The sequence below is a fragment of the Sulfitobacter sp. SK012 genome, from assembly GCF_003352085.1.
Classification (GTDB): domain Bacteria; phylum Pseudomonadota; class Alphaproteobacteria; order Rhodobacterales; family Rhodobacteraceae; genus Sulfitobacter.
Genome location: NZ_CP025804.1, coordinates 480,483 through 506,609 on the forward strand (window position 1 = coordinate 480,483; position 26,127 = coordinate 506,609).

Annotated in this window: 29 protein-coding genes and 1 other RNA gene; 18 read left to right on the forward strand and 12 right to left on the reverse strand. The window is 56.5% G+C overall.

Annotated elements, in window-relative coordinates; translation table 11 throughout:
- Nucleotides 1–92: 92 nt before the first annotated feature.
- Nucleotides 93–692 carry a VPLPA-CTERM sorting domain-containing protein gene (locus tag C1J03_RS02275; protein ID WP_114888806.1) on the reverse strand — a complete coding sequence of 200 codons (600 nt, stop codon included), beginning with the start codon at nucleotides 690–692 and terminating at the stop codon, nucleotides 93–95.
- A gap of 338 nt (nucleotides 693–1,030) precedes the next feature.
- Here C1J03_RS02275 and rpmI point away from each other — a divergent pair, with 338 nt between their 5' ends.
- The 7 genes from rpmI (at nucleotide 1,031) to C1J03_RS02315 (ending at nucleotide 7,519) form a co-directional block, all read left to right on the forward strand.
- On the forward strand, nucleotides 1,031–1,231 hold the full coding sequence (gene rpmI, locus C1J03_RS02280; protein WP_114883272.1) for a 50S ribosomal protein L35: 201 nt from the start codon (nucleotides 1,031–1,033) through the stop codon (nucleotides 1,229–1,231).
- Between the two features lie 15 nt (nucleotides 1,232–1,246).
- Nucleotides 1,247–1,612, forward strand: coding sequence for a 50S ribosomal protein L20 (gene rplT / locus C1J03_RS02285; RefSeq protein WP_114883274.1), 366 nt, complete (start codon nucleotides 1,247–1,249; stop codon nucleotides 1,610–1,612).
- Between the two features lie 154 nt (nucleotides 1,613–1,766).
- Nucleotides 1,767–2,840, forward strand: coding sequence for a phenylalanine--tRNA ligase subunit alpha (gene pheS, locus C1J03_RS02290; RefSeq protein WP_114883276.1), 1,074 nt, complete (start codon nucleotides 1,767–1,769; stop codon nucleotides 2,838–2,840).
- Entirely contained in the window at nucleotides 2,837–3,274 is a 438-nt protein-coding gene (locus C1J03_RS02295) for an ASCH domain-containing protein (RefSeq protein WP_441351125.1), read from the forward strand. The genes pheS and C1J03_RS02295 overlap by 4 nt, the downstream gene beginning before the upstream one ends.
- Before the next feature lie 471 nt (nucleotides 3,275–3,745).
- On the forward strand, nucleotides 3,746–4,546 hold the full coding sequence (locus C1J03_RS02305) for an alpha/beta hydrolase family esterase (protein WP_114883281.1): 801 nt from the start codon (nucleotides 3,746–3,748) through the stop codon (nucleotides 4,544–4,546).
- Nucleotides 4,547–4,646: 100 nt separating this feature from the next.
- Entirely contained in the window at nucleotides 4,647–7,043 is a 2,397-nt protein-coding gene (gene pheT, locus C1J03_RS02310) for a phenylalanine--tRNA ligase subunit beta (protein WP_114883283.1), read from the forward strand.
- A gap of 26 nt (nucleotides 7,044–7,069) precedes the next feature.
- Nucleotides 7,070–7,519 carry a YtoQ family protein gene (locus C1J03_RS02315; RefSeq protein WP_114883285.1) on the forward strand — a complete coding sequence of 150 codons (450 nt, stop codon included), beginning with the start codon at nucleotides 7,070–7,072 and terminating at the stop codon, nucleotides 7,517–7,519.
- A gap of 31 nt (nucleotides 7,520–7,550) precedes the next feature.
- Here C1J03_RS02315 and C1J03_RS02320 read toward each other — a convergent pair whose 3' ends face one another.
- Complete coding sequence (locus tag C1J03_RS02320) at nucleotides 7,551–8,252, reverse strand: glutathione S-transferase family protein (protein ID WP_114883287.1); 702 nt, start codon at nucleotides 8,250–8,252, stop codon at nucleotides 7,551–7,553.
- A gap of 148 nt (nucleotides 8,253–8,400) precedes the next feature.
- Between C1J03_RS02320 and mscL the strand changes: the two genes are divergently transcribed.
- Nucleotides 8,401–8,775, forward strand: a complete 375-nt coding sequence (gene mscL, locus C1J03_RS02325; RefSeq protein ID WP_114883290.1) for a large conductance mechanosensitive channel protein MscL — start codon at nucleotides 8,401–8,403, stop codon at nucleotides 8,773–8,775.
- A 53-nt stretch (nucleotides 8,776–8,828) separates the two neighbouring features.
- On the opposite strand, the gene ald is transcribed toward mscL, so the two are convergent.
- Nucleotides 8,829–9,947: an alanine dehydrogenase gene (gene ald, locus C1J03_RS02330; RefSeq protein WP_114883292.1), complete on the reverse strand. Its 1,119-nt coding sequence runs from the start codon at nucleotides 9,945–9,947 to the stop codon at nucleotides 8,829–8,831.
- Nucleotides 9,948–10,098: 151 nt separating this feature from the next.
- Between ald and C1J03_RS02335 the strand changes: the two genes are divergently transcribed.
- From C1J03_RS02335 to C1J03_RS02345, 3 genes are all read left to right on the forward strand, one after another.
- On the forward strand, nucleotides 10,099–10,557 hold the full coding sequence (locus tag C1J03_RS02335; protein WP_114883294.1) for an Lrp/AsnC family transcriptional regulator: 459 nt from the start codon (nucleotides 10,099–10,101) through the stop codon (nucleotides 10,555–10,557).
- A gap of 120 nt (nucleotides 10,558–10,677) precedes the next feature.
- Complete coding sequence (locus tag C1J03_RS02340) at nucleotides 10,678–11,013, forward strand: cupin domain-containing protein (protein ID WP_114883296.1); 336 nt, start codon at nucleotides 10,678–10,680, stop codon at nucleotides 11,011–11,013.
- 48 nt (nucleotides 11,014–11,061) lie between these two features.
- On the forward strand, nucleotides 11,062–11,496 hold the full coding sequence (locus tag C1J03_RS02345) for a lipocalin-like domain-containing protein (RefSeq protein ID WP_114883298.1): 435 nt from the start codon (nucleotides 11,062–11,064) through the stop codon (nucleotides 11,494–11,496).
- A 117-nt stretch (nucleotides 11,497–11,613) separates the two neighbouring features.
- On the opposite strand, the gene rpsU is transcribed toward C1J03_RS02345, so the two are convergent.
- Complete coding sequence (gene rpsU, locus C1J03_RS02350) at nucleotides 11,614–11,814, reverse strand: 30S ribosomal protein S21 (RefSeq protein WP_114883301.1); 201 nt, start codon at nucleotides 11,812–11,814, stop codon at nucleotides 11,614–11,616.
- Between the two features lie 110 nt (nucleotides 11,815–11,924).
- On the opposite strand from rpsU, the gene C1J03_RS02355 reads away from it, so the two are divergent.
- From C1J03_RS02355 to C1J03_RS02370, 4 genes are all read left to right on the forward strand, one after another.
- On the forward strand, nucleotides 11,925–12,626 hold the full coding sequence (locus C1J03_RS02355; protein WP_114883303.1) for a COQ9 family protein: 702 nt from the start codon (nucleotides 11,925–11,927) through the stop codon (nucleotides 12,624–12,626).
- A gap of 147 nt (nucleotides 12,627–12,773) precedes the next feature.
- Nucleotides 12,774–13,511 carry an energy-coupling factor ABC transporter ATP-binding protein gene (locus tag C1J03_RS02360; protein WP_254694159.1) on the forward strand — a complete coding sequence of 246 codons (738 nt, stop codon included), beginning with the start codon at nucleotides 12,774–12,776 and terminating at the stop codon, nucleotides 13,509–13,511.
- A complete protein-coding gene (locus C1J03_RS02365) occupies nucleotides 13,486–14,082 on the forward strand; it encodes an energy-coupling factor transporter transmembrane component T family protein (protein ID WP_114883305.1) in 597 nt (198 codons plus the stop codon). Before C1J03_RS02360 ends, C1J03_RS02365 begins: the two co-directional genes overlap by 26 nt.
- Nucleotides 14,083–14,103: 21 nt before the next feature.
- Nucleotides 14,104–14,649, forward strand: a complete 546-nt coding sequence (locus C1J03_RS02370) for a biotin transporter BioY (protein ID WP_114883307.1) — start codon at nucleotides 14,104–14,106, stop codon at nucleotides 14,647–14,649.
- Here the strand turns inward: C1J03_RS02370 and C1J03_RS02375 are convergent.
- Together C1J03_RS02375 and C1J03_RS02380 are read right to left on the reverse strand one after the other, a co-directional pair.
- Entirely contained in the window at nucleotides 14,638–15,741 is a 1,104-nt protein-coding gene (locus tag C1J03_RS02375) for a thiolase family protein (RefSeq protein ID WP_114883309.1), read from the reverse strand. The genes C1J03_RS02370 and C1J03_RS02375 overlap by 12 nt on opposite strands.
- The gene (locus tag C1J03_RS02380) at nucleotides 15,738–16,946 is read right to left on the reverse strand and encodes an AMP-binding protein (RefSeq protein ID WP_114883311.1); all 1,209 of its coding nucleotides are present in this window, start codon (nucleotides 16,944–16,946) and stop codon (nucleotides 15,738–15,740) included. Before C1J03_RS02380 ends, C1J03_RS02375 begins: the two co-directional genes overlap by 4 nt.
- Nucleotides 16,947–17,079: 133 nt before the next feature.
- On the opposite strand from C1J03_RS02380, the gene C1J03_RS02385 reads away from it, so the two are divergent.
- Entirely contained in the window at nucleotides 17,080–18,066 is a 987-nt protein-coding gene (locus C1J03_RS02385) for an NAD(P)H-quinone oxidoreductase (RefSeq protein WP_114883313.1), read from the forward strand.
- Between the two features lie 41 nt (nucleotides 18,067–18,107).
- On the opposite strand, the gene C1J03_RS02390 is transcribed toward C1J03_RS02385, so the two are convergent.
- Nucleotides 18,108–18,737 (reverse strand): ribonuclease T2 family protein, encoded by a 630-nt coding sequence (locus C1J03_RS02390; protein ID WP_114883315.1) that lies wholly within the window; start codon nucleotides 18,735–18,737, stop codon nucleotides 18,108–18,110.
- A gap of 124 nt (nucleotides 18,738–18,861) precedes the next feature.
- On the opposite strand from C1J03_RS02390, the gene C1J03_RS02395 reads away from it, so the two are divergent.
- The gene (locus tag C1J03_RS02395; protein WP_114883317.1) at nucleotides 18,862–19,653 is read left to right on the forward strand and encodes a DUF1013 domain-containing protein; all 792 of its coding nucleotides are present in this window, start codon (nucleotides 18,862–18,864) and stop codon (nucleotides 19,651–19,653) included.
- A 139-nt stretch (nucleotides 19,654–19,792) separates the two neighbouring features.
- Here the strand turns inward: C1J03_RS02395 and recR are convergent, their stop codons facing one another.
- From recR to C1J03_RS02410, 3 genes are all read right to left on the reverse strand, one after another.
- Nucleotides 19,793–20,386 carry a recombination mediator RecR gene (recR, locus tag C1J03_RS02400; RefSeq protein WP_114883319.1) on the reverse strand — a complete coding sequence of 198 codons (594 nt, stop codon included), beginning with the start codon at nucleotides 20,384–20,386 and terminating at the stop codon, nucleotides 19,793–19,795.
- 66 nt (nucleotides 20,387–20,452) lie between these two features.
- Entirely contained in the window at nucleotides 20,453–20,797 is a 345-nt protein-coding gene (locus C1J03_RS02405; RefSeq protein ID WP_114883321.1) for a YbaB/EbfC family nucleoid-associated protein, read from the reverse strand.
- Between the two features lie 133 nt (nucleotides 20,798–20,930).
- Complete coding sequence (locus C1J03_RS02410) at nucleotides 20,931–22,667, reverse strand: DNA polymerase III subunit gamma/tau (RefSeq protein WP_114883323.1); 1,737 nt, start codon at nucleotides 22,665–22,667, stop codon at nucleotides 20,931–20,933.
- 345 nt (nucleotides 22,668–23,012) lie between these two features.
- On the opposite strand from C1J03_RS02410, the gene ypfJ reads away from it, so the two are divergent.
- Nucleotides 23,013–23,855, forward strand: a complete 843-nt coding sequence (ypfJ, locus tag C1J03_RS02415) for a KPN_02809 family neutral zinc metallopeptidase (protein ID WP_114883325.1) — start codon at nucleotides 23,013–23,015, stop codon at nucleotides 23,853–23,855.
- 292 nt (nucleotides 23,856–24,147) lie between these two features.
- On the opposite strand, the gene ffs is transcribed toward ypfJ, so the two are convergent.
- Together ffs and C1J03_RS02425 are read right to left on the reverse strand one after the other, a co-directional pair.
- Nucleotides 24,148–24,245: signal recognition particle sRNA small type (gene ffs / locus C1J03_RS02420), an RNA gene on the reverse strand.
- Nucleotides 24,246–24,280: 35 nt separating this feature from the next.
- Nucleotides 24,281–26,089 carry a 5'-nucleotidase C-terminal domain-containing protein gene (locus C1J03_RS02425; RefSeq protein ID WP_216825889.1) on the reverse strand — a complete coding sequence of 603 codons (1,809 nt, stop codon included), beginning with the start codon at nucleotides 26,087–26,089 and terminating at the stop codon, nucleotides 24,281–24,283.
- Nucleotides 26,090–26,127: the final 38 nt, after the last annotated feature.

A 26,127-nucleotide genomic window follows, 5' to 3' on the forward strand; every position in this document is an offset into this window, starting at 1 on the left:
ACGTGCTTTCGCGGCATCTCCGTTCCTGTCATCAGACATGAAAAAGCCGCCGGAACATGCATCCCGGCGGCTTCGTTCGAGTTTATGTTAGCTCAGGCTGCTTTGCGCTTGCGACGCAGAGTTGCCAAGCCGCCAAGACCCGCCAGCAAAAGTGGCAGACCCGCAGGCAGTGGCACAGGTGCAACGCCGCCAGTGGTCAGGTTGTCGAGCGTGTATGTCTCGACACCGATTGCTTGAGAACCCTCGACGAAAGACAGGGATGAGAACTCCATGTCTGAAATAAAGCCCCAGAAATCGTTTCGAAGGGTGTTGGGAACTTCACTTGAAACAGTATAGGTGGCACCATTCATCGTTTGGATCTCGATACCTGTACCTGGACCGCCCGGCCCTTCCAGATTCCAATCACCGCCGAACGCAAGGACCGGAGCGTCGAACGCAAACAAGGTGTCCGCCGCCGCACCTTGGTTGATGATATCCCGTAGGCGGCCGCCGGGGGTATAGGACACGTCGCTGCCTGTGATCGTTACGCCGGATGCAGGCGCACCTCCGGTGAAGTCATAAATTGCAATGGGGCCTAACAAGGCCGCTTCATAGGCTGTGCGATCTGTATAGATCTGGAAAGTTGCAGCTGACGCAGCTCCGCCGGCTGTCGAAACAATTGCAGCAACAGCTGCCATTTTAAAAATGCTCATCTTTGTCTCCAATGTATTGTGGCCAAAGTTGGCCGATAGGAAGGGCAAATGTGCCTTTCTTAAGGCGTTGGTCATAAAGATGCCTTATTGTGTTAACAACTAAAAAGTAGGTAACTTATTGTAAACAAACTGTTTTGTATATTTTTTGGAAACAGTGCGTTTCCATTTTGATGGTGGCTTGAAGGCTGTGAGCCTAGGTCGCTACGGTCCGAAAACGGTGCGCAAACAGCTCTTGCCAAATAGATGTACCCCGCCTATACGCCAATTTCGTTCCGCGCTTCCGGCCCACGTGGCATGCCGAGTAGCGCATCTACCGAACTCATGATTGGGAGACGGAAATGCCCAAGATGAAGACGAAGTCGAGTGCTAAGAAGCGCTTTAAGATCTCGGCGACCGGTAAGGTCATCGGCAGTCAGGCTGGTAAACAGCACGGCATGATCAAGCGGAGCAACAAGTTTCTGCGCAACGCACGGGGTACAACAGCATTGTGTGCCGCCGACGCAAAGATCATCAAGGGCTTTATGCCCTACGACCGCTGATAAAGGAGAGCCGATATGTCCCGTACAAAAGGTGGTACAGTCACCCACGCCCGTCACCGTAAGGTCGTCAAGGCAGCCAAAGGTTATTATGGCCGCCGCAAGAGTACTTTTAAGGTCGCGCGCCAGGCCGTCGATAAGGCCAACCAATACGCAACACGTGACCGCAAGAATCGCAAGCGCAACTTCCGCGCTTTGTGGATCCAGCGGATCAACGCTGCTGTTCGCATGCATGACGAAGCGCTGACATACAGCCGCTTCATCAACGGCCTGAACTTGGCCGGCATCGAAGTAGACCGTAAGGTTCTGGCCGATCTGGCCGTTAACGAGCCAGAAGCATTTACTGCGATCGTAAAGCAAGCACAGGCGTCGCTGGCCGCCTAAGCCAGTTTATAGATAATGTTGAAAAGCCCTGCCTGAAACGGCGGGGCTTTTTGCATTTTGGGGGCGGCGGGGTACATCGTGTGCAGGCCCCTTTGGGTTGCGTTTGCGCGCGGTTCTGGTAGCAGGTTCGCCAGCACCCAAAGGACCCAACATCATGGATGATCTCAAGCAAAAGTACCTGAGCCAGATTGCGAATGCAGCCGATGAGGCTGGGCTTGAAGATATCCGGATCACGGCAGTAGGCAAAAAGGGCGAAGTCGCGCTCAAGATGCGGGAACTGGGTAAGATGACCCCGGAAGAGCGGCAGGTCGCTGGCCCCGCGCTCAACGCACTCAAGGATGAGATCAACAGTGCGTTGGCAGCAAAGAAGGCCGCACTTGGCGATGCGGCGTTGGATGAGCGTTTGCGCGGAGAATGGTTGGACGTAACGCTGCCCTCGCGTTCACGACCCGCCGGTACGATCCATCCGGTGTCTCAGGTGACCGAAGAGCTCACGGCGATTTTTGCTGAAATGGGCTTTTCCGTTGCTGAAGGTCCGCGCATCGATACTGATTGGTATAACTTTGATGCGCTGAATATTCCCGGCCACCACCCTGCGCGTGCGGAAATGGACACGTTCTATATGGCGCGTGCTGAAGGCGACGACCGCCCGCCGCATGTGCTGCGCACGCATACCAGCCCCGTACAGATCCGCACGATGGAGGCCGAAGGCGCGCCCTTGCGCATCATTTGCCCCGGTGGTGTGTACCGCGCGGATTACGACCAGACCCACACACCGATGTTTCATCAGGTCGAAGGCTTGGCGATCGACAAAGATACCTCAATGGCGAACCTCAAATGGGTGCTTGAGGAGTTCTTTGCCGCGTTCTTTGAGATCGACGGCATCAAGACGCGGTTCCGCGCGTCGCATTTCCCGTTCACGGAGCCCTCTGCTGAGGTGGATATTCAGTGCTCGTGGGTCGATGGCCAATTGCGGATCGGCGAAGGCGATGGCTGGCTTGAGGTTTTGGGCTCCGGCATGGTGCATCCCAAAGTGCTGCAGGCGGGCGGGATCGATCCGGATGTCTGGCAGGGTTTTGCGTTCGGCATGGGCATCGACCGAATTGCGATGCTGAAATACGGTATCCCTGATTTGCGGGCGTTCTTTGACAGCGATTTGCGCTGGCTGCGACATTATGGGTTTGCGAGCTTGGATCAACCGAACCTGCATGGTGGTCTGAGCAGGTGACCTCAAATCGAGATGATTTTGAGGACCTGCAAGACACTTATCCAGGTGCAGGCACCTTTATGTTTGGCGACAGTGCAGAGGTTAGTCAGATCATGATTGCCTCGGTTCGCGCTGGCAAGAAATCTGCAACCTGCTGCGCGTTATCGGATTTTGACGATGCACCTGAAGCAATGCCCGTCGTGGGACGCTGTGACATTGCCGCCAATTGGGATGGCACGCCGGCCCTTGTGATCCGCACCGTTAAGGTGGAGCAAGTCCGGTTTTGTGACGTCACTTGGGCCATGGCGATGGTCGAAAGCGAAGACGACACTATTGCGGAGTGGAAAACCAACCACCAAAGCTATTTCGAGCGGAATGGCGGATTTGATTCTGAGATGATGTTGGTGTTTGAGCATTTCGAACTGGTCGAAGATCTGGATGGGCGCGGGGTTTGACTAGTTAGTTGTATTTCATCGTTATTTATCTGACTGCCTATTTTAATTGGTGGCTGCGAAAGACCGAGAAAAATCCGATTTTATGGTTTTTTGGTCTCAGCTTTTCGATGTTCTGTTCCGTTTTTGTGTTCGCTCTCGTAGATATTTATTTTGACAATGTGATTGTGTCTGAACTTTTGAGGCGCAGTTTTCAGGCCCTGTTTCTGGTGGTTCTGGCCCCATGGGTTTTTGCAACATTTGTGAGTTTCAAGACCTGGAAAGATACTAGAGACCAAGCGTATTTGAACATTAAGACGGATGGTTCGCGCGCCATTCAGGTTAAGAAACTCATTAAACTGGGCAAAAAACGCTAGCGATAAGGCACGCCAGGCTCTGCGGCTGAGCCTTGGTTTCGTCTTGCGTTACGCATCTGCTTCACCACCCTACGCATTCGTGACGTGACACTCCCGCGTGCTTGGCTAACGTCGCTTTATGAAATACTTTCTCTCTCTCTTCGCCCTTCTCATCCTCCCTGCAATGGGCCCGTGGAAAGCCGCTTGTGAGGGCGCGACGGCCTGCGAGCTTGGCGATCGCTCTTATCATGTCCGTGCGCCTGATGAGTGGGACGAGGCCACCCCGATGCCAGTCATGCTGCATTTCCATGGCTGGGGGCGGCAAGGTAATTTGATTGTGAACCATGGACGGATCGCAGGTCATACGCGGCGCAGAGGCGTGCTTTTGCTGGCCCCGAATGGAAACGGGCGGACTTGGGATTTTTGGCAAGCAGGCAGCCAGGATGTCGATTTTGCCGCCGCTGTGATCGAAGATGCGGCCAAGCGCTATCCGATTGATCGCAGCCGCATCTATATCTCAGGCTATTCTTATGGGGCGGCAATGGCGTGGCGCTATGCGTGCGACAATGGCGACGAGGTGGCCGCGCTGCTCGCGATTTCTGGCACGCTGCAACAATCCGAGGAATGCGCGGAGGGGCCGCGCACAATTCGCCATGTGCACGGGCTGGACGATACGGTGATGGGATTTCCGATGGGACCGGGAGGCGATACGACCAATCCGGTTGCCCTTTGGCGGCGTCAGTTTGACTGCGGCACAGGAGCGAAACTGCCCGATTGGAATGCGCGGGAGTTCCTGACGTTTCAGCGCACACAGTGGGATAACTGCGCGGATGGCCATAGTGTTACGCTTGATATTCACTCCGGCGGGCATTTTATCCCGCATGGCTGGATTGGTTGGCAGTTGGACCAGTTGATGGGGCGCGCACCGCAATATCCCTGATTGCCGAACGCTCTTGAGTACCCAAAGCCCTTGAGTGCATTGAATCCATCCTCGATTGCGGATACCGAAAGCGCCAAGCATTCGCACGAGGATTGACCGCATGAAATTCACCCTGTCCTGGCTCAAGGAACATCTCGATACCACCGCTTCGGTGGATGAGATCACCTATGCGTTGACTGATCTTGGCCTTGAAGTTGAAGGGGTTGAAGACCGCGGTGCGCGGTTGCGTGACTTTACGCTTGGGTATGTGAAATCGGCGGAAAAGCATCCTGATGCGGACCGCTTACAGGTTTGTCAGGTTGAGACCGACGAAGGGCTGCAACAGATCATTTGCGGCGCGCCCAATGCACGGCAAGGGATCACAGTTGTTGTGGCCAAGCCGGGCGTTTATGTGCCGGGAATTGATACGACCATCGGTGTTGGTAAAATCCGCGGCGTCGAGAGCTTTGGCATGATGGCCTCTGAGCGCGAGCTGGAACTGTCCGAAGAGCATGACGGTATCATTGAGTTGGCCTCGGGCGAGGTCGGAGAGAGTTTTGTCAGCTGGCTGGAGAAAAACGACCCAGCCAAAGTCGACCCGGTGATCGAGATTGCGATCACGCCCAACCGTCCCGATGCATTGGGGGTCCGTGGCATTGCCCGCGATCTGGCAGCGCGCGGCTTGGGCAAGTTGAAACTGGGTGAGGTCGCTGCCGTTGAGGGGGCGTTTGCCTGCCCGATCACGGTCAACATTGATGAAGATACGCTGGACGGCTGTCCGGTTTTCTTTGGCCGCGTGATCCGCGGCGTCACGAATGGCGCATCACCTGTTTGGTTGCAGGACCGCCTGCGTGCGATTGGTTTGCGGCCGATTTCCTTTCTCGTGGATGTGACGAATTTCTTTACCTATGATCGCAACCGCCCACTGCATGTGTTTGATGCAGATAAAGTTGCAGGCAATCTGCGGGTGCACCGTGCCAAGGGCGGCGAAAGCATCATGGCGCTGGATGACAAAACCTATGCGTTGCAGGCCGGTCAGATGGTGATCTCAGACGACAATGGCCCCGAAAGCATTGCAGGCATTATGGGTGGTGCCGACACGGGTGTGACGGAGCAGACGACAAATGTGTTCATTGAGAGCGCATATTGGGACCGGGTTCAGATCGCCTATGCGGGGCGCGCGCTTAAGATCAATTCGGATGCGCGGTATCGGTTTGAACGCGGCGTGGACCCGGAATGGACCCCATACGGGATTGAACACGCCACCCAGATGATTCTGGGCCACGCAGGTGGTGAGGCCTCCGAGGTTGTTGTCGCGGGCAAGATCCCTGACACATCGCGCGCCTATAAACTGGATGCTGCGCGGGTGCAGTCGCTTGTCGGTATGACCATCCCTGAAGCTGATCAGCGGCAAACGCTGACCTCACTTGGGTTTGTGCTTGAGGGCAACATGGCCCATGTGCCCAGCTGGCGCCCCGATGTGCAAGGCGAGGCTGATCTCGTTGAAGAGGTCGCGCGGATTGCCTCGTTGACCAAACTTGAAGGGCGTCCATTGCCTCGGTTGTCTGCTGGTGTGCCGCGTCCAATTCTGTCAGCTGCGCAACGGCGCGAAGTGTCTGCACGGCGGACCTGTGCCGCATTGGGCTATAATGAATGCGTGACCTACAGCTTTATTGAGCAATCAGTTGCAGCCTTGTTTGGCGGCGGCACCGAAGAGACACGTCTCGAAAACCCGATAAGTGCGGATATGAGCCATATGCGCCCCGCATTGCTGCCCGGTTTGTTGCAAGCAGCAGCGCGCAATCAGGCGCGTGGTTTTGCCGATATGGCGCTGTTTGAGGTTGGCCCCGCGTTTCATGGTGGAGAGCCGGGACAACAACATATGCTGGTCAGCGGACTGCTGATTGGGCGTACCAGCCCACGTGATGTGCACGGCGCTGCGCGCAGCGTTGATGTCTATGACGCCAAGGCGGACGCCGAAGCGGTTCTGGCCGCCATCGGCGCGCCTACGCGGGTGCAGATCATGCGCGGCGCGTCAAAATGGTGGCATCCGGGTCGGCATGGGATGATCTGTCTGGGACCGAAAAAGGTACTTGGCATCTACGGTGAAATTCATCCCAAGGTGCTGGCTGCGATGGATGTGAAGGGGCCCGCCGTGGGCTTTACCCTGTGGCCTGCCGAAGTGCCTTTGCCGCGTAAAGCTGGGTCGACACGCCCTGCCTTGAAAATCAGTGATCTGCAGGCGGTCGAGCGTGACTTTGCCTTTGTTGTGGATGCGGAAGTTGAGGCATTGAGCATCGTGAACGCTGCGATGGGGGCCGATAAGGCGCTGATCGCAGATGTGCGGGTGTTCGATGAATTCATCGGCGGCTCTCTCGGCGAAGGCAAAAAATCACTTGCCATCACAGTGCGGCTACAGCCCAAAGATGCAACGCTGAAGGATGCGGAAATCGAAGCCGTTGGTGCGAAGGTCGTTGAAAAAGTAACCAAGGCCACTGGTGGCGTTTTGCGCGGTTAATGCCGCCGATTGATAGGAGAAACACCATGACATTGAACGTTTATCTTTCGGGGGAAATTCACACCGACTGGCGCGAACAGATCATCGCTGGTGCCGAGGGGCTGGACGTGACGTTTAGTGGTCCAGTCACCGATCACGCTGCGAGTGATGATTGCGGTGTGGCGATCCTTGGAGCCGAAGACGATAAATTCTGGCATGACCGTAAAGGTGCGCAACTAAACGCAATCCGCACGCGTCGCGGGATTGAGCAAGCTGACGTTGTCGTTGTGCGGTTCGGGGATCAGTACAAACAGTGGAATGCAGCGTTTGATGCGGGCTACGCCGCTGCTTTGGGAACGTCGTTGATTGTGTTGCATGGGCCGGATCACGCCCACCCGCTTAAGGAAGTTGATGCGGCGGCTTTGGCGGTTGCACAAGAGCCTGCGCAGGTGGTCGAGATACTGCGCTATGTGCTGGAAGGCACGTTGCCCAAATAAGCATTGGGCGGGATTGCTCCCGCCCAAGCAATCAATCGCGCGCAGGTGTGACTAGGCCTTTTTGGACCGCTGGCCGGTCTTCAAAGCGTGCAAGGTAGTCAACCAAGTTGGTGTGATCATCCCAGCCCACCACGTCTTTAGTGCCATAGTAATCCAATGCCCTCAGCCACGGCGCAATGGCGATATCGGCGATGGAATAGTTGGGACCGGTAATCCAATCCTTGCCTGCCAGCTCAAGGTTGAGCACGTTGAGCAAGCGTTTTGCCTCGTTGATGTAGCGTTCTTGGGGACGTTTGTCCTCCCACTCAGAACCCGCAAATTTAGAGAAGAACCCAAGTTGCCCCAGCATCGGACCCAATCCGCCCATCTGAAACATCAACCATTGTATCGTCTGGGCGCGCTCAGTTGCTGTGTCACCAATTAGTTTGCCAGACTTCTCGGCCAGATAGATCAGGATCGCGCCGCTCTCAAACAGACCAATTGGTGTGCCATCTGGCCCGTTGGGGTCAATAATCGCGGGGATCTTGTTGTTGGGGTTGAGCGACAGAAACTCCGGGCTTTTCACATCGGCATCGTTCAGCGTCACCAGATGCGGTTCATACTCCAAACCCATCTCTTCAAGCGCGATGGAAGCCTTGACCCCATTGGGAGTCGGGAACGAATAGAGCTGAATGACATTCGGATTTTGTGCAGGCCATTTTTGCGCGATGGCAAAAGCTGAAAGCTCTGACATTTAGGTCTCCTTGAGGTTGTTAGGGGTTAAGTTAGGCGCTTTTCCCCCTAATAACAGGCTGAATCCTGTGCGCAATTATGCTAGCAGATGTGCGGCGGCGCAGGGCAGGGGCCCGGAGAACCGTGGGTAAAATTCAAGGGACAGAACAATGATTAACGAATTCAAAGACTTCATCGCTAAGGGCAATGTCATGGACATGGCCGTTGGTATCATCATCGGCGCGGCGTTTACAGCGATCGTGGGCTCGCTTGTTGCGGATATTGTTACTCCGCTGATCGGCCTATTTATGGGCGGTGTTGATTTCGGTGGCTTGTCTGCTTCCGTCGGCGAAGCGACCTTTACATACGGGAACTTCATCATGGCGATCATCAACTTTTTGATCATCGCATTTGTCGTCTTTATGTTGGTGAGAACACTTAACAACGCCAAAAAGGCAGAACCTGAAGCAGCACCAGAAGCTCCAGCCGGCCCAACACAAGAAGAATTGTTGGCCGATATTCTGGCGGCACTTAAGAAAAAGTAAGCCACCTCACAGTGGTAACGAAATGCCCGCCACATTGGCGGGCATTTCTAGTTTCAGCTCTTGAGCGCAAGTTGCGGCGAGATCACGTCGATCCCAAGTGCCTTGCCGACGGCGTAATAAGTCAATTGGCCCGCGTGCACGTTCAACCCTGCGAGCAGGTGCTCATCGTCTTCGCAGGCCTTTTTCCAACCTTTGTCAGCCAGCGCTAACATGAAGGGCATGGTGGCGTTCCCCAGCGCGATGGTTGAGGTCCGCGCAACAGCGCCGGGCATGTTGGCCACGCAGTAATGCATGATCCCGTCGACGTCATAGATTGGATCGTGGTGCGTGGTGGCGCGCGATGTCTCGAAACAGCCACCTTGATCGATAGCAACGTCTACAATGGCGGCACCTGGCTTGAGCTCTGACAGCTGCGCACGGCTGATCAGTTTGGGCGCTGCGGCACCTGGGATCAAAACGGCCCCAATGATCATATCCGCGGCGCGCGCCAGTTCGATCGTGTTGCCGGCGCTGGCATAAGACGTCTTGAACGTGCCGCCATAGATATCATCAAGATAGCGCATGCGCGGCAAAGAACGGTCCAGCACGGTCACATCTGCGCCCATACCGGCAGCGATGCGTGCCGCGTGCGTCCCGACGACGCCGCCGCCGATCACCACAACACGGGCCGGGCCCACGCCGGGCACGCCGCCCATCAACACACCACGCCCGCCATTGGCCTTTTGCAGTGTCCAAGCGCCAACCTGAGGAGCAAGTCGGCCCGCAACTTCGGACATAGGCGCAAGGAGCGGCAGGCCGCCGTTGCGGTCGGTCACGGTCTCATAGGCGATGCAGGTTGCACCGGATGCGATCAGGTCTTTGGTTTGCTCGGGGTCGGGGGCCAAGTGCAGGTAGGTGAACAACAGCTGGCCTTCGCGCAGCATCTTGCGTTCGCCGGGCTGTGGCTCTTTGACCTTTACGATCATATCGGCCTGCGCAAAGATTTCTTGCGCGGTTTCTAAGATGACGGCTCCGACGGCAATGTAATCTTCGTCGGGAAAACCGGCACCGATGCCTGCGCCGGCTTCAATGACGACCTCGTGGCCATGCGCAACTGCTTCGTTTGCCGCATTGGGTGTGACACCGACGCGGAATTCCTGCGGCTTGATTTCTTTGGGGCAACCTATTTTCATCGTGTTTGTCCTATGTGCGAGAGGATGTTTTTCCTGAGGCGGACTGTGCGCCTGAACGCGCGCAAGGTGGCGTCTATTTTGCCTCGCCAAGGGGGGGATGTTTCGAATAGTCTGCGGATAATATTGGATTTGACGCAAGGATTTGGCGCATATGGCATTAGACGCAATTGATCGCAGCATCTTGAAAGCACTCCAACGCAAGGGCCGGATGTCAAATTCAGAGTTGTCAGAGAAGGTGAACCTTTCCCCATCAGCTTGCCACCGCAGGGTGCAGCGACTGGAGCAGGACGGGTATATCCGCGATTATGTAGCTTTGTTGGACGCGCGCAAATTGGGTGTGGCGACGACCGTTTTTGTCGAAATCACGTTGCAGGGTCAGGCGGACGAAGTGTTGGACGCCTTTGAGCGCGCAGTCGGGCGCATTCCCGACGTGTTGGAGTGCCACCTGATGGCCGGGACCGCGGATTACTTGCTTAAGGTCGTGGCCGAAGATACCGAAGATTTCGCCCGCATCCACCGGCAATATTTGGCACGCCTGCCCGGTGTCGGGCAGATGCAATCAAGCTTTGCATTGAGGACGGTCTGCAAGACAACGGCGTTGCCTGTGTGAGATTTGGCGGTAGTTTCGGCTTTGAACGCAGACCGCCAACCCGATTGCAAACAATTCGGTGCGCTGGCAGGATGACGGTCTCACCACCTGTCTCGGGCAACCTCATTAAAGGACACCGCAATGCCTTATCCTAATTTCATAGAGTCTTTTCCTAGTATCGATGTGCCATTTCCAGAAGATGTAGTGACAACCGCAGTTGTAAAATCAGATGCCGGATTGGTCGCATTCTTTACGTTTCACAAGGCGATGGAACTTCCCCCGCATGCACACGGCGCTCAGTGGGGTACGATTATCGAAGGGGAAATCGAGTTTACCATCGGTGGGGAAACTAAGATTTACAGACCCGGTGATAGCTATTCAATTCCGGCAGGGGTCGAACACGGAGCGTCGATCAAGGCTGGTACGCGGGTGATCGACGTATTTGAAGAAGCCAACCGATACCCCATCAAAGACTAATATTATAGTCGATGAGGAAGTATAAGCGCCAATGAATATGGATATTTGATGCAGAAAAAAACACCCCTGATTGGAACATGGTCACTACTTGAATGGTACAATGAAACGGAGGCTGGCGAGCGTATCTACCCTTTAGGGTCAAACGCGACCGGCTACATCAGCTACACCCAAGACGGTTTTGTTTTTGTGCATATGATGTCTCAAAATCGAGCGCTATTTAGTGTGCACGATCCCTTTGGAGGCACGATTGAAGAGGACTCCGCCGCCTTTAAGACGCAGATAACTTACGCTGGGCCATATGAATATTACGGCGATCAGGTGAGGCATCAGGTGACACAAGCATCATGTCCAAATTGGATTGGAACGGAGCAAGTGCGCCAAGTAGAGTTCCTAGATCAAAGGCTGCGATTGAGTGCTGCTGGCGCTAGTTTTCAAGGGCAAACAGTCACCGCTTTTGTCGAATGGCAGCGCGCAATTGCCTGAGCTGCGGACGACCGAAAGACAACCGCCGAAAACCCACATGCCCAAACGAAAAACCCCCGCAGCCATCGAGCTACGGGGGTTTTCCAATTCGAAAAGTGACGTTCGGGATGACTTAGATCACCCTTCGCGTTCCAATTTCTTACGTGCCAGCTTACGGGCACGGCGGATTGCTTCAGCTTTCTGCCGGGCCTTTTTCTCGGAGGGCTTCTCGAAATGTTGCTTGAGCTTCATTTCACGAAACACACCTTCGCGCTGAAGTTTTTTCTTCAGAGCGCGCAGCGCTTGGTCGACGTTGTTGTCGCGAACACTAACCTGCATGTGGTTTTCACCACCTTTCTAGTTTGAATTTGCAAGGATTTGCAGGAAGTGGGCATATAGCAACGGCGTGCTAAATTGTCTACTGTTCGTTCAAATAATGGAGTCTTGCCATGTCTGAAGCCGCCCTGCCGCCCAAAGATCGTTTGCTGGATGCAGCACTGTTGAATGTGCCATTCGATGGATGGTCGCCAATGACGTTCGAATTGGCGGTTCAAGAGACGGGGATTGATGCAACCGTCGCAAAGAGCCTGTGTCCGCGTGGCGCGGTTGATCTGGCCATGCACTATCACGCACGCGGCGATGCGCTCATGCTTGAGCGGTTGACGTCAGCAGACCTGAGCGGTTTGAAATTTCGCGACAAGATCGCTGCTGCGGTGCGGTTCCGGCTGGAGGTGGTCAGTGACAAAGAAGCGGTGCGCCGTGGCACGACACTTTTTGCGTTGCCGCAGTACGCCGCAGATGGGGCCAAGGCGGTTTGGGGAACGACAGATGCGATCTGGGATGCGCTGGGGGATACGTCCGAGGATGTGAATTGGTACACCAAACGCGCGACGCTCAGCGCGGTTTATTCGGCCACTGTGCTGTATTGGTTGGGCGATACCAGCGACGATCACACGGCTACTTGGGAATTTTTGGATCGGCGCATCGAAAACGTCATGCAGATCGAAAAACTCAAGGCGCAGGTCAACGGCTCCCCGCTGCTGAGCCGTTTGATGACGGGGCCGAACTGGGTGATGAGCCATATCAAGGCCCCATCGCGTATCCCAAGGATGGATTTACCTGGCAGCTGGACACGGCCCCGCCAAGACTAGGTGCTAGCGGATTTGCGGGCCTGTCTGTTCTTAGGGCTATGATTGGGGGCGATTGCCGTCGTGGCTTAAGGTGCCTTTGATCTTTCCCTGCACGGGCCGGGCTGATACCTCCGCTGGCGAATGCTTTAGACAAAAGGCCATGACCTGGTGCCGCCTGTTTCCTCTCCCTCATTGATCGACCTGAATGATGTGCTGTTGCAGATCGACGGGCGTGATTTGTTAAGCGGGATCAATTTTGAGTGTGATGCACGGCGGGTCGCCGTGCTGGGGCGCAATGGCTCTGGCAAGACGACGTTGGCGCGGGTGATCGCTGGGTTGATGCCACCAACACGCGGTCAGGTGCGCATTGCAGGGGTGGATGTGGCACGCGACAGGAGGGCGGCCTTGGGGCTTGTCGGCATTTTGTTTCAAAACCCGGATCACCAGATTATTTTTCCCACGGTTGCCGAAGAGTTGGCCTTTGGCCTAACGCAGATGGGCCAAACCAAAGGGGAGGCTGCGGCAGGTGTCGATGCCATCCTCGCTCGTTTTGAGAAAGCGCATTGGCGCGAGGTGGCAATCCACGAGATGTCGCAGGGGCAACGCCAATTGGTGTGCCTGATGGCCGTGTTGGCGATGGGGCCGCGATTAATCATTCTAGATGAGCCGTTTGCCGGGCTCGATATTCCGACCGCCATGCATTTAAGCCGGGTGCTGGATGACGTGGATGCATCGCTTTTGCAGATCACCCATGATCCCGCAACAGTCGAAAATTACGACCGCGCGATCTGGATCGAAGGCGGCCGCATTCAACAAGACGGGTCGGCAGCAGAAGTTGCCACAAAATATACCAACCGGATGCGCCAGATTGGAGGGATCGATGATCTCGCTGACCTCCCCGGTTGAAACCTGGGCCCATCGCTGGCCTGCCGGGCCAAAACTGCTGGGGCTTTGCCTTGCCACGGTAGGCCTGTTCGCGCTGCAGGGTGTCGTGGCGCAAGGCGTGGCGCTTTTGGGGGTGGCTGTCCTTTATGCCGCTGGTGGCGCGGTGTTTTTGCGTAGCGGTATGCGCCGGTTATGGCCGCTGTGGCCGTTTGTGGTGTTGATCGGGTTATGGCATTTGGCGATTGGCGATCCACAAACAGGGGCGGTGATCGCGTGCCGAATGATCGCAGCTGTTGGCCTCGCCAATTTGGTGACCATGACCACAAAGTTGAGCGACATGATGGGCGTCTTACACAAAATGTTGACCCCGCTTCGGCCCCTCGGGCTCAACAGTCGACCGATTGAACTTGCGGTGGCAATGGTCATCCGCTTTACGCCAGTCCTGTCGCAAAAGGCTCAGGCGCTTGTGCAGGCATGGCGTGCGCGGTCACGGCGTAAACCGGGGTGGCGGGTGATCTTGCCATTTCTCGTGCTTGCCTTGGACGACGCTGAACATGTTTCGGATGCGTTAAGGGCCCGTGGTGGGCTCTAAATATTGACTAAAGGAAGACCCATGGAACGAGACCTCACGCTGATCGCACTCTTTACCGCCCTTGTCGCTGCTTTGGGCTTGGTGCCCGCGCTGATGTTGGGGTTTGGCGTGCCTATCACGGCGCAAAGCCTTGGAATCATGCTCTGCGGCACCGTGTTGGGGTCATGGCGCGGTGGGCTTGCGGCGCTTTTATTTGTCGGGCTTGTCGCTCTTGGGTTGCCGCTGCTGTCCGGTGGACGTGGGGGCTTTGGTGTCTTTCAATCGCCAACGGTCGGATTTGTGGTGGGCTTCCCGTTTGCGGCCTTTGTAACAGGTCTAATCACTGAACGGCTGCGGGGAACTTCCACGTCTTTCGCCGCGTGGACTGGGGCCTTGGTTGGTGGCGTTGTCGTGCTCTATGCGTTTGGGGTCACGGGCTTGTCCTTAGTGCTTGGTAAAACGATGACCGAGGCCACAATGCTGGTGATTGCATTTATTCCCGGCGATATGATCAAGGCCGTGTTGGCTGGTCTGATTACAGGGGCCCTGTACCGGGCGCGGCCACGCAGCGTGCTGTCACGCGCGTAACACGAGCGCCGTGGCGATACCGCCTGCTGCGGCAATGGTGGCCATGCCCGTGCCACAGCCGCGCCGTTCCAGTTCGTGATACAACCGAACCCCATTGATCGTCCCAGAAACTCCAATCGGATGACCTCGCGCCAATGATCCACCGCCTAGGTTCACACGGTCGGGCTTAAGCCCTGCGCCTTGGACACAAGCGATGGCCTGAACGGCGTAGGCCTCCATCACCTCCGCGATGTCGATATCGTTGGGGGCTAGGTTGGTCTGTTTCAGCGCGGCCTTTATCGCCGCGATAGGCGCGATGCCGGGGCTCTCGGGCGCGCTTCCACAAGTGGCTCCGCCCAAGATTGTAGGTCCGCTGCGGCCAAGTTGGGTCGCCATGCGGTCTGATACGACAACGCAAAACGCAGCGGCATCAGCGGCGACGGACGTGTTGGCGGCCGTGACACTTCCTGAAATAGCTGCCGCACGGGCACAAAGCGCTGGCGTTAGGTTGCGAGTGAAGCTGTCGGTTTGGACATCACCCAGCGGGATTATCTCACCGTTCCCGAATGCCGCGTTGCGGGCTTTTTGGTGACTATCGATGGCCCAGCTGTCCTGCATTTCGCGGGTAGTGCCCTCGGATTGGGCCAATTGATCGGCGGCCTGCGCCATGTCTGGATCGCGATCTGGCCAAGGGGAGAAGGGGGGGTGATCATAGGCTTCTGGCTGGCGTCCATCGGCAAAAGTCACCAAGCGAAGTGGCCTGCGGGAGTAGCTTTCAACCCCACCGGCAATGACTACATCGGCCGCACCACTCAGAATCATCTGGCGCGCAAGAAGCAGGCTGTCCAATCCACCTGCGCATTGGCGGTCAATGCTGAGCCCGGCAATCCGCTGTGGCAGGCCCGCCGCCAATGCAACAAGCCGGGCAGGATTGCCACCACCACCCAGGGCGTTTGACACGATGACCTCGTCCACCTGCGCCGCGACAAGCCCAGCCTGCGCCATCGCGGCCTGCAGCACGGGGGCCCCGAGATCATGCAGCGAAAGTGCGGCAAATGCACCGCCTCGGGGGACCACCGCAGAACGGCACGCTGAGATAATTTGAACACTCATGTTGTGCCTCCAGCAAGAGCGGTTAGGGCGACTAGATCGGGCTTGCCCGAGGGCAGGCGGGGAAAGGGATCGGCAAAGATCACAGTGCGCGGTGTGGCCAGAGCACCATAGTTGTCGCGGCAAATTTGGCGGACATGCTCGGCAACCGGTTGATTGTCCTGACCTTCAAGAACAGCGATCAAGCTACTCCCTCTGGTGCGGTTTGGAAGGGCCACAACAGCCACTTGTGGCATGTCAGGTTGCGCAGCCAACATGGCTTCAAGGTCATCAAGAAACACGTTCTGATCCGCGATTGTCACCATCCGGCCTGCACGGCCAACGATATAAAGGTTGCCCTTTTCGTCGATCCAACCGTGCTCTCCAACGGTCAACCATTCGGCGTCCGATTGCGTATGTGGGCTTTGGTCACTGGCATATCCGTCGAACAAATAGGGCCCCTTAACCCAGATTGTACCGGTGCCATCGGAATTGGCATCGCGTACTTGTACCTCCACCTGTGGATAGGCGCGCCCGACAGATCCGTTTGGGGTTGATGCATCTGCTATGCTCACAAAACTGGTCTCCGCTGAGCCATAGAACACTCGTAGATCTGCGTTGGGGCAGGCGGCTTCAATTTGACGTCGTGTTGCGGCATCAAGCGCACCGCCACCGCAGAGGATCAACCGAAGTTGCGGTATATTGTTACCTTTGCAAAGCAGGCGCAGCTGTGTGGGTGTTGCGTAAAGAATGCTGATTTTTGCGCTGTTTAGGGCCTTTGATTGTTTGCTGGGGCGCAATTCCGCGAGGACATGTGCGTCCATTCCCAGATGAAGTGCCTCAAGGATGCCGTAGAGGGACAATGAATGACTAATCGGGCCAAGTACGGCGATCTGGTCGCTGGCGGTGTAGCCAAAAAGCGCAGCGTTGGTTTCAAAACTCGCGATCCAAGAGGCATGACTGCGTTGAATAAGCTTTGGGCTGCCGGTGCTTCCACCAGTGCTCGTTACGAAGCTGTTCTTGGGGGGCATTGTCGCTGGGGCGGTTCCGATACAGAAAGCGTTGCCCGTTCCCAAGATCTCGCTGAGGTGGCTGAGAGCTAGTTCTGCTGGGTCGGGGGAGATGATCTGGAGACCGCTAATATTGCTCGGTCGGGTCCGACGCGCCACTTGCTGCGGCCCGACATAGGCGCGCGCGACTGGATGCCAATGAAACGTTGATGTCTGCATGCGCGCGGCCCTCGTTCTTTGTTCGCGACATATCAAACCACGCGGCGCATGACCATCGGTGCAAAATACGGTCGCGCCTCCTCGGCAGCTTGGCTAAAGTGGCGGGATAACGGATCACAGGAGCTTTTATCCCATGGCAGAGACAATGCGCGCGATCGAGATTACCAAGCCGGGCGGCCCGGAGGTATTGCAGCTGTGCACACGTGAGGTGCCGCAGCCGGGACCGGGTGAGGTTGTGATCAAGGTGGCTTGGGCTGGGGTCAACCGGCCCGATGCGCTGCAGCGTGCTGGTGCCTATGCGCCGCCACCGACTGCGAGCGATTTGCCTGGTCTTGAGGCCTCTGGCGAGGTCGTGGCCCTTGGATCAGGAGTTGCTGGGATCGCTATGGGTGACCAAGTTTGTGCGCTGTTGCCCGGTGGCGGTTATGCAGAATACGTCGCAACCCCTGCGGCCCATTGCCTGCCCGTTCCAAAGGGCATGGGGCTTAAGGAAGCGGCGTGTCTGCCTGAGACGTTTTTCACCGTCTGGTCCAACGTTTTCATGCGCGGTGGCCTGCAGGCCGGGGAACGGTTTTTGGTTCATGGCGGATCATCCGGGATCGGAACGACGGCAATTCAGTTGGCCCACGCATTCGGAGCAAGGGTGTTCACGACCGCAGGGTCGGACGCGAAATGTAGCGCGTGTCTAAAGCTGGGCGCAGAGGTTGCGATCAATTACCGCGAGGATGATTTTGTTGAAGTGATGACATCCGAAGGCGGTGCTGATCTGATCCTTGATATGGTGGGGGGCGAGTATATTCCGCGCAACCTCAAGGCATTGGCGACAGACGGACGGTTGGTTCAGATCGCATTTTTGCAAGGGCCAAAGGTCGAGCTTAACTTTGTGCAGGTGATGACGCGTCGGCTGACGATCACGGGATCGACGCTGCGGCCTCAGTCCAATCTCGCCAAGGCGCGGATCGCTGAGGCGCTTCGTGAAAATGTCTGGCCGCTTTTGGAAGCTGGTCGCGTGGCCCCGGTGATGGATAGCTCCTATGACCTCGAGAATGTGAGCGAGGCCCATGCGCGAATGGAGACCAGCGGACATATTGGGAAGATCGTGCTCAAGGTTGGTGGTTGATCCGGCAGGCACGCTTTCGCGCTTTCCGGAGAGTACTTTGGCTACCGCATCGGTTCGAACAGAGCGTCCTTAAGGCGGCAGTCCCGCACGGCGTCTTGACCGCATGGGACGGGTGATAAATCTTGCGAGAAACAGATGCGAACCTCTTGGATGTAGCCTTGATTGCAGGTGACTGTGATGCCGTCAGGTTCCATGGTTGGATTTGCTTTCAGGAACGCTTCTTCGACCACGGATGCCGGTAGTTTGACCGCATTTGGAAGTTTGCGAAAAACCTCGGGGCGTTGTGCCTTTTCGTAGGCTTCACGCGACAGTTCAAAGTATTTTGTAGCGGACAATCCAGTGCAACTGCCGTGCTTTTTCCACTGATGCCACGCCAATCCAGAGGTGCCCATGATATCGGCCATATCGTTCGTCATGCCGCGCGAGGGAGGTTGGTTTGATGTACGGCAATAGGAGGGGTATCCACGGTGAAATTGCGGCCACAACCCGTGCATGATCCAGCCGTGATTTTTGCTTTCGTCGCATTGCGGCGAATTGCGCGCGTCACCCTCCAGCGCACACCAGTTCGCCGACCAGCTGAGGGAGAGCACGTAGTAGTCGAATTCCCCGGCAACCTCGCCCTTAGAGTGGGCGGGCAGGGCTGTAAGCAGCCAGAGCATGAACCAACGCATAGGGACTTTCCTTCTGTCTTTGAGGCCAGTATACAATCCACAAGTTCCCCCACAATGGAAACCGTTCCGGCCCCCGGGACAGCCCTTTCAGGCGACGGGAAAGGTGCGTTTAAAGGAGAAGAAAATGGCACTACCGATCATGGCAAAAGCCACTGCAGTCTGGCTGGTGGACAACACAACCATCAATTTCAAGCAGATCGCGGATTTCGTCGGCATGCATGAGTTGGAAGTGCAGGGCATTGCGGACGGCGATGTGGCTGCAGGCGTGAAGGGATTTGATCCCATTGCAAACAACCAGCTTACGCAAGAAGAGATCGATGCGGCGCAGGCCAGCCCGACCCACAAAATCCAGCTGAAGTATAACGCAGCTGCTCAAGGCGAAGAAAAACGCCGTGGTCCGCGCTATACGCCCCTGTCCAAACGTCAGGATCGCCCGGCGTCTATCTTGTGGCTTGTAAAGTTCCACCCCGAGCTGACCGATGGTCAGGTGAGCAAGCTTGTTGGCACAACCAAGCCTACAATTCAGGCGATTCGTGAGCGGACGCATTGGAACATTTCCAACATTCAGCCGATTGACCCTGTCGCCTTGGGCCTGTGCAAACAGTCCGAATTGGATGCCGCAGTTCAAAAAGCTGCAGCCAAGAAGGCTGCTGCGGGCGAGGTCATGAATGATGACGAGCGCCGCAAGCTTGTAAGCACCGAGCAGAGTCTTGGCATGGACGATGAGCCAAAAATGCCCACAGCGATCGAAGGACTTGAGACCTTCACGTTGTCAGGCAATCCAGCTGATGACGATGATGAGCCACAAGGCGATTTCTCGGATGCGGAGAGCTTTTTCAAGACGCCTGTTGCTGAGGATGACGAAGAGGCCAAAGACGACGAGTCCAAAGCTGATGAAGAAAATAAGAAGGGCTAGAAACCCACGTCGCGGCTTATTCGCCGGGACGATTTTGGGCTTTGGTTGTTAAGTTTAGGGGGATGTCCAACGCGGGCGTCCCCTTTTGCATGTGTCACCCTGCAAAGGCAGCCGTAGGCTAATTTGAGTAGGTGTTCCGCTATATCGGTTTGCGGGCGCGCATCGCCGCAGCGATTGTGCCATCATCGAGATAGTCTAGCTCCCCGCCGATGGGGACGCCTTGCGCCAGCGAGGTCAACTGGACCTGCCCTTCAAGTTGGTCGGCAATATAGTGGGCGGTGGTTTGGCCGTCGATTGTCGCATTAAGGGCGAGGATGACTTCTTTCACATCTTCGGCGGAAATACGGTCGATCAGGCGGGGGATGCGCAGCTCCTGTGGCCCAACAGCGTCAAGCGCCGAGAGGGTCCCACCAAGGACATGATATCGCCCTTTAAAGACGCCCGCGCGTTCCATTGCCCAAAGATCGGCGACATCTTCAACCACACAAAGCTCACCGTTGGCGCGTTTGTTGCTGTCACAAATATCGCAGATATCCGCCGTCCCAACGTTGCCGCAGTTGAGGCACTCGCGCGCGGTGGCGGCCACAGTTTGCATCATGTCGGCAAGGGGCGTCAGCAAAAGAGCACGTTTGCGGATGAGGTGAAGCACTGCACGGCGCGCAGAACGAGGCCCGAGGCCGGGAAGCTTGGCCATCTGCTCGATCAGGGCGTCGATGTCGCGGGTACTGCTCAAACGAAAATGCCTTTTGCTGGGATTTGAAGCCCCCGGCGGGGTGTTGGTGGAGCGCTGAAGCCGGGGTTAGAAGGGCAGTTTCATGCCTTCAGGAAGGCCTAGCCCATCGGTCAGTTTTGACATTTCTTCTTGGGCGCGGTCAGATGCTTTTCCTTGGGCGTCTTTGATGGCGGCAAGGATCAGGTCTTCGACAACTTCTTTGTCATCGCCATTAAAGATCGAAGGATCAATATCGAGGGTCTTAAGCTCGCCCTTGGCCGTGCAGGTGGCTTTGACGAGGCCTGCACCTGCTTCACCGGTGACCATGATGTTGTGCATCTCTTCTTGCATCTCAGTCATTTTGCCCTGCATTTCCTGGGCTTTTTTCATCATGCCGGCCATATCGCCTAGGTTGCCTAGTCCTTTGAACATTGTCGTCTATCCTTTGGTTTGTGCCTTGCTGCGTGGGCGCAGGGCCAGAATGAATGTTGGTATACATATTGCAGCGCGGGGCGCGATGAACAAGTGCGGGGGGCGAAGCAGCTTTGGGCGAGGAGCCTTAGCATCAGTTGTCCTCGAAAGGGTCCCATTCGTCTTCGACTTCGGGCAAGGCATCTTGGATGGCCGTGGCCGCGATATCTTCGGGCGTGCGGATGGCGGTGATTTTTGCCTTTGGAAACTGCGCCAGAACAGCCTGCATCAGAGGATGATCTTCGGCCTTGGCCTTCCGCTCCAGATCGGCGGCATCACGGATCGATGCAATTGTGGGAGCGCCGCCGTCGTTCACCAACGTGACGGCCCAACGGTTACCTGTCCAAAGTTGTAGCTTGGCACCAAGACGTTGAGCAAGATCGCGTGGCGCTGCATCCGTTGGGACGAATTCGATACGCCCGGGTTGGTACGCAGCGAGCTGGAGTGAGGTTTCGACCTCGACTAACAGTTTGACGTCGCGGTTGGCGCGGATCAGGTCAATCACATGTTCGAACGTCGGAAATCGGGCGAGGGCAGCATTTGGGTCCGTGGCAACAGCAGCCTGAGCACCACCAGACGGCGATCTTGCGTCAGTGGATCCGCGATACGCTGTTGGGGTCGCAGTCGTTTGCCCGCCTGACGGGGCAGAGGGCGTCACAGCAGGTAGCGGTTGCGTGCCTTCAAGGCGACGCACGAGTTCTTCGGGTGACGGCAAATCTGCCACGTGGGTCAGTCGGATTATTGCCATTTCAGCGGCCATCATGGCATTGGGGGCACTCGCGACTTCGTCGAGCGCCTTGAGCAACATCTGCCAAAGGCGGGTCAGTACACGAATTGGCAAGGCATCTGCCATCATGCGGCCCCGGTCGCGTTCTTCGGGCGATATGGTCGGATCTTCGGCGGCATCGGGCGTGATCTTGACCACGGAAACCCAATGGGTGATTTCGGCCAGATCGCGCATGACGGCCATCGGGTCGGCACCCTCAGAATATTGCGCGCTCAGTTCAGTCAACGCGCCAGCCGCATCCCCGCGTAGAATCATGTCCAGCAGGTCCAACACGCGGGCGCGATCAGCGAGCCCCAACATGGCACGGACCTGGGTGGCCGAGGTTTCCCCGGCACCATGACTGATCGCTTGATCCAAAAGCGAAGTCGCATCGCGTGCGGATCCTTCTGCCGCGCGCGTGATAAGGGCTAGCGCATCCTCAGCGATCTCAGCCGCCTCAGCGGTCGCAATTTTTTGCAAGAGGGCAATCATTACTTCAGGCTCAATGCGGCGCAGATCAAAACGCTGGCACCGTGAGAGAACAGTCACAGGAACCTTACGGATTTCTGTGGTCGCAAAGATGAATTTTACATGCTCCGGCGGCTCTTCGAGCGTTTTCAGCAGCGCATTGAACGCGCCGGTCGAGAGCATGTGCACTTCATCGATGATGTATACTTTGTAGCGGGCTGACGCCGCACGGTAGTGAACGGAATCAATAATTTCGCGGATGTTAGCGACGCCGGTATTAGATGCGGCGTCCATCTCCATCACATCGACATGGCGGCCTTCCATGATCGCTGTACAGTGTTCGCATACGCCGCAGGGGTCTGTTGTCGGCCCGCTGGTGCCATCGGCACCGATGCAATTCATGCCCTTAGCGATGATGCGCGCGGTGGTGGTTTTACCAGTGCCGCGAATGCCGGTCATGATGAAGGCCTGCGCGATACGGTCGGCTTCAAACGCGTTTTTCAGCGTGCGCACCATCGCCTCTTGGCCGACCAGATCAGCAAAGGTTTCTGGGCGATACTTGCGGGCGAGCACGCGGTAGGCGGGGGTATCTGTCACTGGAAAATCACCAATTCGTTCCGTTTATCGCAGCTGTATCGGCCAAGACGACCAAATGATGCGGGACTGTCTGTTTCGGGGCGAAAATACGGTCCGCTTTTATCCACCCGCACTGCCAAGTGCACCCTAATCAAATTCTTTACAGATTGGGAGATGGGTATGCAGGTATTTTTCAGAACGAACGATGGGCGTCACGGGGACCGCGGCGTTTAGCTCGCAGGCCGTCGCCACTACAAACGACGCATTGGCATGACCGTGGCTATTTCGTTGTGATAGATATTGAACTACCCGGGCATGGCTGTGTTATGATTACAGGGTGAGGTTGACCGATAAGGGGTGTCTGAAATGCGGTTGCGCGGAATTCGTCGAAGTAAAAATGTAGAAGTGCGTAGCGGTGGCCGCCGGGGTGGCCGCGCGGGTGGTATGGGTGTCATCGGGTTGCTGATCGTTCTAGCGATCGGGTATTTTACGGGGATCGATGTCTCATCTTTGGTGCAAAGCGGCGGTGTGCCCCAACAGCAGACCCAAGGTGCTGCGGTATCTGATGCTGATGATCGCGCCACGCAATTTAGCGCGCAGGTGCTCGCCACCACCGAAGATGTCTGGACAAAAGTGTTCCGCGATCAATTGGGAAGAACGTATGAGCCGCCCCGTTTGGTGGTTTTTTCTGGCGTGACACAAAGCCCCTGTGGAGGCGCAAATGGCGCGACGGGGCCGTTTTATTGCCCTGCGGACGGCCAAGCGTATCTCGACACCAGTTTCTTCACCATGTTGAGCCAGCAAATGGGCGCAGCGGGCGACTTTGCGGCTGCTTATGTGATTGCTCATGAGGTGGCACACCATGTGCAGAATCAGCTGGGCATCCTGCCCAAAGTCGATGCAGCGCGGCGTACTGCTGGCAAGGTAGAGGCGAATGTCCTTACCGTGAAACTGGAACTGATGGCAGATTGTTTGTCAGGCGTTTGGGCGAGCAACGTTCAAGGTTTGATGGAAAAAGGCGATCTGCAAGAGGCGCTGAATGCGGCACGTAAAATTGGTGATGACTACCTGCAAAGTCAGGCAGGCCAAGTGCCGCAACCGCATACCTTTACCCATGGCACTTCTGAGCAGCGCTCACGCTGGTTCGCACGTGGGTATGAAACGGGTCAGGTCGGTCAGTGCGATACCTTTGCAGCTGCCCAACTTTAGAGCGAGGCGGCTGAGCAGAAATAAAGGGAAGTTGGCGCTGCGATGATGGAGCTTGTGGGCACTTGAATACACTGCATGCCACAGCTCTTTTGGCTCGCGCGGGCTTCGTTGCGTTGTTTTTTGAGACGTGTAGGGTGGTTTTTTGTCTCTGGCGGCAGGCGATATGGCCTGCGTATCTGTGCAAACCATTGGCGCAGAGATACCCTTTAGGATCCGGTAGGCGTTTGAAATCGCACGCTCTTGTAGCGCAGCCTGGATGCCGGCTCGCTATTCGAAATGTAAAAAGATGTAAAGGTGAGAGGCTGATAACGACCCAAGCGGGGCCCGTTACGGCTGCTTCCTTCCGGATCTGACCGGGTTGGCGAGGTGCTCGCCCGCACCAACCTCTCGATTCCCATATAGGCAAGGCACGTTCGGCGCGCAAGTCATAGCGTAACGCGCAGCTCAACGAATCCAGTGTCGGTATGGCCGATGACCTGGGGTGAAAGATGGGCGATGTCATCGAGATGTTCAGTCGCCAAGTGGCTTGTGTAAAATACGGCCTGAGCACCCCCAAGTGGCGCAAATTGCCACGGCGGCTGTTCGGGTAGAATTTTGATGTCGCGGTCCATGAGCCGCGCGATGAGTGCTTCGGGGAGGGGTATTGTGCTGCGGGCAAGGACATCGTGATCGGGTGTGGGCGCATATGATCCACCGCCTGCAGCGCGAAATTGGTTGGTGACCAGTGCAAAGTGCTGATCGTCGCGGAGGGGCCGTCCATTATGGCTTAGGTCGCGGATGCGGTGGCCAAGGCGGGCGGTAGGGTCAATGAGGTATTCCAAGCCAAAAATTGTATCAAAATGAAAGCCGGGAACGGCCGCATCTATCAGGGCTTGGTTCGGCGCATTTGGCGACAATTGGGCGAAAATGCGGGCGCTGTGTTCCAGCCACGCTCGCAGTTTGGCACCGTTGGCACGAACGGCAACTAATTGGTTTGCGAAAGGGCTGAGCCCGGCAATATGCCTGCGCAACACGGGGCCGGCAGGTAGATGCAAAAAGTGTTCGGGCCCCCCACGCCCGCCGGACGCATGGGCGGCTGCAGAGCACAACAAGGGCAAATCCGAATACTCTGTCCCCGCCAATTCGCGCTGCATCAGGCGCATCTTTGCTGCGGCGATCAGGCCTGAGGTCGGCGCAGGCGTCACCAATGCGAAACAACTGTGCATGGCACGCTCGAGAGTTCCGACTTTTTGGGCCAGTTGCCGCCGCACCCGGTTATGTGCAGGTCGTACGATCTGGCCAATGGTGGAATCCTGAGGGGTTTGCTGTAGGTTGGGGCGCAATGCGCTGGTATGGCTGAGAACAGTCCAGCCCCCAGCGGGTGTAGGTGCAAGTTCCAGATCCATCACCGCGAGATCAGAACCAGAATGCCCAGCCATGATAGCAGGGACACTCTCCAACAATCCCGTTTGTGCATCCACTCCGGTGCGCCCGATGTATTCGGGGCCGGGCAGTCGGCGATGGGTGTGGCCGGTTATCAGCGCATCAACGCCGGGGATTTGCGCCAACCCAACGGCGCTTGCTTCAAGGTCGTCTGGCTGACCCACGCCCATATGAGCCAATACGACAATGATATCCGCACCTTGCTGGCGCAGTTTTGGGATTGCCGTTTCAAGTGTTTTTTGTACTGACGCGATACGATTCTTAGGGCCAAGATTTTGCCGGTTCCAAACGGCCGTGAGTGGTGGCACGACTGACAAAATACCAACCTGCAAAACCTCACCAGATGGTAGTTTGCAAGGTATCACGGTCGACGGAAGGATTGCACAGACGTCGTCGCCGGAAAGGTTGGTGCAGACCACCGGCATCTTTAGCGCATCAGCGACTTGGTTAAGATATTTGACGCCGTGATCAAAGTCGTGGTTGCCCAAACCTACCGCGTCGTAATCAAGGTGATTGAGGCTGGCCACGATCGGGTGATCGGCATTGACCGGGACCTGTGCCAGATAGTCGGCCAATGGCGTACCTTGCAACAAATCGCCGTTGTCGAGCAGGAGCGTAGATATGCCTTCCCGGGCAGCCTCTGCCCGCGCGATGTCGATCAAGGTAGCAATGCCCGCCAGCCCGATGCCAGGCGCTGGGCAGTCTTTGACATAGTCGTGGGGCAGCAGGTGAGCGTGAATGTCTGTCGTCGCCAACAGACGTAAACTGATGTGGGGGGTGGTCAAAACGTCAGTCAGCATAGAAAGCGGCACATTACTTTCCCGTATATGGGGTTACTCAATCAACTTTA

Bases quoted from the DNA above. Each gene is read 5' to 3' on its own strand.
- C1J03_RS02275 (WP_114888806.1), bottom strand. From the start codon at position 692: ATGAGCATTTTTAAAATGGCAGCTGTTGCTGCAATTGTTTCGACAGCC.
- rpmI (WP_114883272.1), top strand. From the start codon at position 1,031: ATGCCCAAGATGAAGACGAAGTCGAGTGCTAAGAAGCGCTTTAAGATC.
- rplT (WP_114883274.1), top strand. From the start codon at position 1,247: ATGTCCCGTACAAAAGGTGGTACAGTCACCCACGCCCGTCACCGTAAG.
- pheS (WP_114883276.1), top strand. From the start codon at position 1,767: ATGGATGATCTCAAGCAAAAGTACCTGAGCCAGATTGCGAATGCAGCC.
- C1J03_RS02305 (WP_114883281.1), top strand. From the start codon at position 3,746: ATGAAATACTTTCTCTCTCTCTTCGCCCTTCTCATCCTCCCTGCAATG.
- pheT (WP_114883283.1), top strand. From the start codon at position 4,647: ATGAAATTCACCCTGTCCTGGCTCAAGGAACATCTCGATACCACCGCT.
- C1J03_RS02315 (WP_114883285.1), top strand. From the start codon at position 7,070: ATGACATTGAACGTTTATCTTTCGGGGGAAATTCACACCGACTGGCGC.
- C1J03_RS02320 (WP_114883287.1), bottom strand. From the start codon at position 8,252: ATGTCAGAGCTTTCAGCTTTTGCCATCGCGCAAAAATGGCCTGCACAA.
- mscL (WP_114883290.1), top strand. From the start codon at position 8,401: ATGATTAACGAATTCAAAGACTTCATCGCTAAGGGCAATGTCATGGAC.
- ald (WP_114883292.1), bottom strand. From the start codon at position 9,947: ATGAAAATAGGTTGCCCCAAAGAAATCAAGCCGCAGGAATTCCGCGTC.
- C1J03_RS02335 (WP_114883294.1), top strand. From the start codon at position 10,099: ATGGCATTAGACGCAATTGATCGCAGCATCTTGAAAGCACTCCAACGC.
- C1J03_RS02340 (WP_114883296.1), top strand. From the start codon at position 10,678: ATGCCTTATCCTAATTTCATAGAGTCTTTTCCTAGTATCGATGTGCCA.
- C1J03_RS02345 (WP_114883298.1), top strand. From the start codon at position 11,062: ATGCAGAAAAAAACACCCCTGATTGGAACATGGTCACTACTTGAATGG.
- rpsU (WP_114883301.1), bottom strand. From the start codon at position 11,814: ATGCAGGTTAGTGTTCGCGACAACAACGTCGACCAAGCGCTGCGCGCT.
- C1J03_RS02355 (WP_114883303.1), top strand. From the start codon at position 11,925: ATGTCTGAAGCCGCCCTGCCGCCCAAAGATCGTTTGCTGGATGCAGCA.
- C1J03_RS02365 (WP_114883305.1), top strand. From the start codon at position 13,486: ATGATCTCGCTGACCTCCCCGGTTGAAACCTGGGCCCATCGCTGGCCT.
- C1J03_RS02370 (WP_114883307.1), top strand. From the start codon at position 14,104: ATGGAACGAGACCTCACGCTGATCGCACTCTTTACCGCCCTTGTCGCT.
- C1J03_RS02375 (WP_114883309.1), bottom strand. From the start codon at position 15,741: ATGAGTGTTCAAATTATCTCAGCGTGCCGTTCTGCGGTGGTCCCCCGA.
- C1J03_RS02380 (WP_114883311.1), bottom strand. From the start codon at position 16,946: ATGCAGACATCAACGTTTCATTGGCATCCAGTCGCGCGCGCCTATGTC.
- C1J03_RS02385 (WP_114883313.1), top strand. From the start codon at position 17,080: ATGGCAGAGACAATGCGCGCGATCGAGATTACCAAGCCGGGCGGCCCG.
- C1J03_RS02390 (WP_114883315.1), bottom strand. From the start codon at position 18,737: ATGCGTTGGTTCATGCTCTGGCTGCTTACAGCCCTGCCCGCCCACTCT.
- C1J03_RS02395 (WP_114883317.1), top strand. From the start codon at position 18,862: ATGGCACTACCGATCATGGCAAAAGCCACTGCAGTCTGGCTGGTGGAC.
- C1J03_RS02405 (WP_114883321.1), bottom strand. From the start codon at position 20,797: ATGTTCAAAGGACTAGGCAACCTAGGCGATATGGCCGGCATGATGAAA.
- ypfJ (WP_114883325.1), top strand. From the start codon at position 23,013: ATGCGGTTGCGCGGAATTCGTCGAAGTAAAAATGTAGAAGTGCGTAGC.